This is a genomic window from Phyllobacterium sp., assembly GCF_037994405.1.
In the GTDB taxonomy this organism is placed as follows: Bacteria; Pseudomonadota; Alphaproteobacteria; order Rhizobiales; family Rhizobiaceae; genus Phyllobacterium.
This window is the reverse complement of record NZ_JBBNAN010000447.1, coordinates 1-5,224: the sequence shown is the minus strand read 5'-3', so window position 1 is coordinate 5,224 and position 5,224 is coordinate 1. Positions and strand designations below refer to the sequence as shown.

General features: G+C 54.2%; 5 protein-coding genes and 1 pseudogene. 4 read left to right on the top strand and 2 right to left on the bottom strand.

The genetic code is table 11. The features are described 5' to 3' along the window. Together AAAC48_RS24330 and AAAC48_RS24325 are read right to left on the bottom strand one after the other, a co-directional pair. Positions 1-705 (bottom strand): annotated as a pseudogene (locus AAAC48_RS24330) (hypothetical protein); the annotation flags it as partial. Positions 706-709: 4 nt separating this feature from the next. Further along, the gene (locus AAAC48_RS24325; protein WP_340656658.1) at positions 710-2,116 is read right to left on the bottom strand and encodes an HlyD family efflux transporter periplasmic adaptor subunit; all 1,407 of its coding nucleotides are present in this window, start codon (positions 2,114-2,116) and stop codon (positions 710-712) included. A gap of 606 nt (positions 2,117-2,722) precedes the next feature. Here AAAC48_RS24325 and AAAC48_RS24320 point away from each other — a divergent pair. The 4 genes from AAAC48_RS24320 to AAAC48_RS24305 all read left to right on the top strand — a co-directional run. Beyond that, positions 2,723-2,992: a hypothetical protein gene (locus AAAC48_RS24320; protein ID WP_340656657.1), complete on the top strand. Its 270-nt coding sequence runs from the start codon at positions 2,723-2,725 to the stop codon at positions 2,990-2,992. Between the two features lie 54 nt (positions 2,993-3,046). Further along, positions 3,047-3,748, top strand: a complete 702-nt coding sequence (locus AAAC48_RS24315) for a polysaccharide deacetylase family protein (protein ID WP_340656656.1) — start codon at positions 3,047-3,049, stop codon at positions 3,746-3,748. A gap of 2 nt (positions 3,749-3,750) precedes the next feature. Further along, positions 3,751-4,740 carry a glycosyltransferase family A protein gene (locus AAAC48_RS24310; RefSeq protein WP_340656655.1) on the top strand — a complete coding sequence of 330 codons (990 nt, stop codon included), beginning with the start codon at positions 3,751-3,753 and terminating at the stop codon, positions 4,738-4,740. An 86-nt stretch (positions 4,741-4,826) separates the two neighbouring features. Next, positions 4,827-5,224: DUF2127 domain-containing protein (locus tag AAAC48_RS24305; protein ID WP_340656654.1), on the top strand; the 398-nt coding region annotated here is incomplete at its 3' end.

The window sequence follows — 5,224 nt, the reverse complement described above, 5'->3', positions numbered from 1 at the left end:
CGTCATCCACAACCACTGTGAGACAGCAACGGTATCGATATTGTGCTCAGTCGATTTCCACGCGATGCGAACTGCATTTGGTTCGAAACCATAGTAGCCGCCGGGCACGCTGGGATCACGGTCATCTGTGCCACCCAGCTGTTGCAGCCACGATCCGAGTCGCTCTGCTCCCTCAAGATATTTGGGGTCTTTGGTCTTGGCGTGAAGTTGAAGAAGCGCAAGCGCGGCCCAGGCAACGTTTCCGGAGGCAGTACTTACCTGATACTCGTCTTCTACCCAGTTCTTTGCGGCGTCGTCCCACCAGCCAGGTAACGCTGCTTTTTCACCAACTGGTCCTGATCGGTACGCATTGCGGATGCGGCCATCCGTATAGTAGCGGTCATTTTGGCCGACCGTTGTCAGGGCGTCACCGATGGATTTGGCGCGATCCACTTGACCGCATGCCAGGAATGCCATTGCTGCTAGCGCGTTGTCATAGACAAACGCCGTGCTTTGCAATGCCCTGGGCAATTCCGCACCCTTTTCCGAAGCGAGATAACTTGGAAGAAATGAGCCATTGGAGGTGCCTGTTGGTCGCTCAGTTTGCAATCGCGCCATAGACGCGCACAGACTCAATCCGATTGCGCGATCAGCCGCGTGACTCTGCACGGCAGCAGACGCACAAACGACTGCTATGCCGGTTGCATAGATGACCAGCCTTTCCACGCTGCTAGTTCCATCTCGTGTCAAAGACCGCTTGTGAGCCGTTATCTGCCATGACGCGTGCACGACGGAACGGATGCAGCTCTGTCTCCAGCCGGCGTTCAAACAGATAATCGGAGGCCTGGCATTTGCTGGCAAGGCATTTCGGGTTTTTCAACGCCAGGGGCATGGCAGCGACTTCATTTCCTGCCGGCCGGCTCGATTCCGGTGAAAGTGCTTTCTGCTCTGCCGCATTCGCCTGCAAAGAAACATATGTCACTGCGCTGGCGATCTTCGAACCACCTGAAACGAAGGCCAGCTCAAGCTGCTTGACCTCTTGGACGAGCGCCGTCGTCGCACTATCGATATAGTTGCGCGTCTTTTCTGCCCAGTCACTCTGCCGCGTGACTTCAACCCAAGTGCCTACGGAACAGAAGTTGCTGGTTTCATCTTCATTGGATTTGTCGGGAACGATAAAGGCGTAGAGTTCACGGCGTTCTGTCGGAGGAAACGGGACCGCAAAATCCAGATCAACACGGTCGGTCGTTCGAGGCAGGAGGCGATTTACCTGACCCTGGACCGGTGATTTCCAGGCGTCTGATTCAATGACAACTTTTGATCCAACCGATAATGCTTGTGCCTGTCGCTCGGAAAAGATGGCGACAACAAAGGCTTCTCTGCAGTCGACAGATTGAGCAAGCGTATCCCCGGCATTCACCTGCTTGCCCACTTGCGCGACTGTCTTATAGATTTTTTCGGATTTCGTAATCGCAACGTCCGCCCTTGCCATCTTGTCGATGCGCTGCTTTTCCGCCTCCGTTAGGCTTTGCAGCTCAGCAAGTCGCGTCTTGATTGATGCGATTTGCATACTGATTTGCGAGACATCCGCCTTTCTGGCACGGATCTCGTTTTGCAGATTTTGCAAGTACTGGTTGTTGTCGCCGACATATATTCCCCGCTGAGCAAAGTCGAGATTGTCGTTTGACATGGCAACTTTCAGCTTTGCCGCCTCGACTTTCGCATCTTCCAGCTTGATGTTGTTGAGAAGCTCATCTTTCGTGCCGGGCACGACACCCTTCGATACCAGGCGCAGCTTTCGCTCTGCGTCCGCCTTCTCATTTTCCGCCGAGTACACCGCGAGGTCCAACCGGACCTCAGCATCGCGCAACTCATTGCTGGAACGCGCGATCAGTGCGCCCTGCTGTGTCGCCAATTCGGCTTCAAGATCTTTGATCCGATTGAGATAGTCTTCAAGGTTGGCTTGTTTAAGTAGCATTTCGTTCTGAAGTGATGTCGATTCGACCTGAAGTCCGATCAAGGTGGAACGGTCCACGCGCTCGTTTTGGACAGTCGCGATGGGGCCTTCGTAGGAATCTTCCTGCTTGCCAGCAATATTCGTGACGGTACCGGTGATCGGTGACGTCAATGCGGACACGGGAGCATTCACAACTGCTCTGACGGAAGTCGAAGTAAATATCGGAGGCAGCACAGACGAGGTGAAGACCGTCGCCAATACGCCGAGAACGCCATACGATGCTATTTTTACAGGAGTTGGTCTTCCTGCAATCGGGGTATTTTGCTGTCGAGAAACCATAGTCTCCACTCCGTCAAAGAGATTTTCGAACTATGTTTCCTTCCCTTTCCCCCTCCCGAATTCTTTTTCTTTTTTCCCCCTCTATGGCTGAAACGATCCCAAATATGCCCACCGCGCGCAATACGTAACGCGGTAGGTAATTGTGCTTAAATAATCTGCCTATTTATCAACCAGAACAGTTCGTGACCGCTGGATTATCGACCAGGACCGCGACGCTGGGCCTGCATGATTGTGAAGCGGGCACTCCGATCGGGAGCATGTCCGGTTGCTCCGCGATTCCGTTGGTTGGCAATTTCAGTTCCGCCTCATTCCGGCATAATTTTGCGCTCAGCCACGACTGCTAAAATCCTCGCAGATTTTAAGAGGAGTTTTCCATGTACGGGGATGTATTCGATAATCTTCAGAGCCGGACAGGCCGGCGGACAATAATTTGAACGACGGTGTCAAATGTTGCTTGGTCTGTCCGCCGATAACTGGATTGTGCTGCTTGCGGCAGTAGCCGCAGCTTTTTATGCGCTTGAAGCTGCTTGGTATTGGCAAACGTCCACCGAAATATTGACGCCGGATGAACTGGCTGGCTTGTCCGATGGCCGCAACGTCCTCGAAGAGATGGTTGAGGCTGTCATGGCACAGAGCGCGACAAGCGCCAAAGGTGCTCGCTCGGCATCCTTGGCCGCCTTGCTGGCGGTTGTCGCCTTGGTCGTGAGCCATTTCTGATCAGCAACTTTACCACATCAGTTTCATCTCTGATTTTGCTTGGACCAGCGTTAGATGCCGATCCCGATATTAATGTACCACCAGATTGACCTGCCCGCCGCGCGGGGCAGCCCTTTCCGTTATCTGACAGTGGATCCGCGTAATTTTTATCGCCAGATGAAGTGGCTGAAGCGCACAGGATTTACCGGCCTGTGCATACGTGACTTGCAGCCTTATTTGCGCGGCGAAAAGTCGGGAAAGGTTGTCGGCATCACATTTGATGACGGCTTCCGGAGTGTTTATTCCAATGCGCTGCCGGTCCTTGAAAAGTTCGGTTTCACCGCAACAAACTATTTCGTAAGCAGGCAAATCGGTGGCTTCAACAAATGGGATGAGCCAGTCGGCGTGCCCTATTCCGCCTGTATGTCCGGACCGGAGATGTTGGAGTGGCACAGGCTTGGCCACGAGGTCGGTGCTCACACGCTTGATCACGTGCACCTGACTTCCGTCCCGCCAGCCGAAGCGCAGCGTCAGATTGCGGACGCACGCCATGAGCTGGAAGACATGCTCGGCACTGCGGTGGAAGCCTTTTGCTATCCCTACGGGGAGGCATCAGATGAAATCAGGCAAATGGTTGGAGAAGCAGGCTACGCCAGTGCCACGACCACCCGTCGTGCCAGGGTCCAGCCACAGGATGACATGCTGCTGCTGCCACGCAAGATCGTGCGTCGCACAGATGGCTGGCTGAATGTGCTTCGCAAGTGCCGCACCGGTTGATCATGTCCGGCAGAACGACTCCGCAGCCGCGCAGCATATGCGTCGGTACAATTACCCGCCATCGACCATTGATGCTGCAGAACCTACTCCGGTCCTATACGCAAATGGATGTGCCGGAAGGTGTTCGTTTGCATTTCATCATCGTCGAGAACAACGACAGGCTGACCTTGCAAGACATCGTCGAAGCATTTCGCGGGCAAATGCCGCAATGGCCTGTTCAATATAGGTTGGAACCACGCCTCGGCATCGCTTTCGCCCGCAACCGCGTTCTTGATTGCGCAATTGATGCAGGTATTGATCTGCTCACCTTCGCCGATGATGATGAAACTGTTCGATCGGACTGGCTCATCCAGCTCCTTGCTGAACGGGACGCCTTTGATCTCGATATCGTTGGGTCTCCGGTTCGGCTCGCACCACCCGGACCAAATACATCCTTCTGGGAAAAACTGGTCTGGTCAGGCATGGACAGGATGAACAAGAACAGCGAGGCAAAATCCTTGCGCAATCGCGACCAAGGCAGAGTTGATCAGGTCCGCATTGCAACCGGCAGTTGGATGGGGAGTCTGCCATTCTTCTGCCAAACCGGACTGCGCTTCGACAACGAGCTTGGATTGGGAGGCGGCGAAGACTGGCGCCTGTGGGCGGATGCAAGGAAACTCGGGGCCAAGACCGGCTGGACGCCCCACGCCATTGCCTATGAGACGGTTTCGCGGGAACGGCTCAGCATTCACTATCAATACCGACGCAACAGGGACCACTGTTTGACCGAATTCAGGGCAAAACTCAAGAATCGCCTGTTGGCCACGCTACTCAGATTACCGGGCTCGCTGGCCGGTAGAGGCTTGACCCTGTGCATCTATGTTTTAGCCATTCCGTTCACCCGCGGAACGACGCTCGTGCGTGCTGCATCATGTCTCGGCAGCATTGCGGGTCTCATTCAGGCTTGCATGGGGCGGACTTCCTCTCACTACGACAGAACCAGCGGGTCGTAACGCCAACAGCGTGACGAACGGGAGAACCGTCTGGTCTAAATCGTCAAACAAGATCAATCTGTGTCAGATCAGGTCTGAGAGTTTTCATGAACGAACAGCGCATTCACAAGATCTTCGAGGTCAGCATACTGCTTAAAGGAGTCCACGCCTTGATTGAGTGCATTGGCGGCGTGGTCTTGGCCCTTATCAGCACTGAGCGTATCAAGACGGCGGTCAATGCACTGACCCAGACGGAACTCATCGAGAACCAAAACGACTTCATCGCGCTGCATCTGCTGAGCTTCGCTCAGAATTTTTCCATCAGCAGCCAGCACTTCTATGCCTTCTATCTGTTGAGCCACGGTCTGGTTAAAGCAATCCTTGTCGTGTGCCTGCTTCGCAACAAGCTCTGGGCCTACCCGGCATCTCTATTCGTTCTGGGCCTTTTCATCATCTATCAGCTCTACCGTTATGCCTACACACAAAGCTTCGGCATGGTCGCCCT

Excerpts from the sequence above, each read along its gene's own strand:
- AAAC48_RS24315 (WP_340656656.1), top strand. The coding sequence starts at position 3,047 with ATGCCGATCCCGATATTAATGTACCACCAGATTGACCTGCCCGCCGCG.
- AAAC48_RS24310 (WP_340656655.1), top strand. The coding sequence starts at position 3,751 with ATGTCCGGCAGAACGACTCCGCAGCCGCGCAGCATATGCGTCGGTACA.
- AAAC48_RS24320 (WP_340656657.1), top strand. The coding sequence starts at position 2,723 with ATGTTGCTTGGTCTGTCCGCCGATAACTGGATTGTGCTGCTTGCGGCA.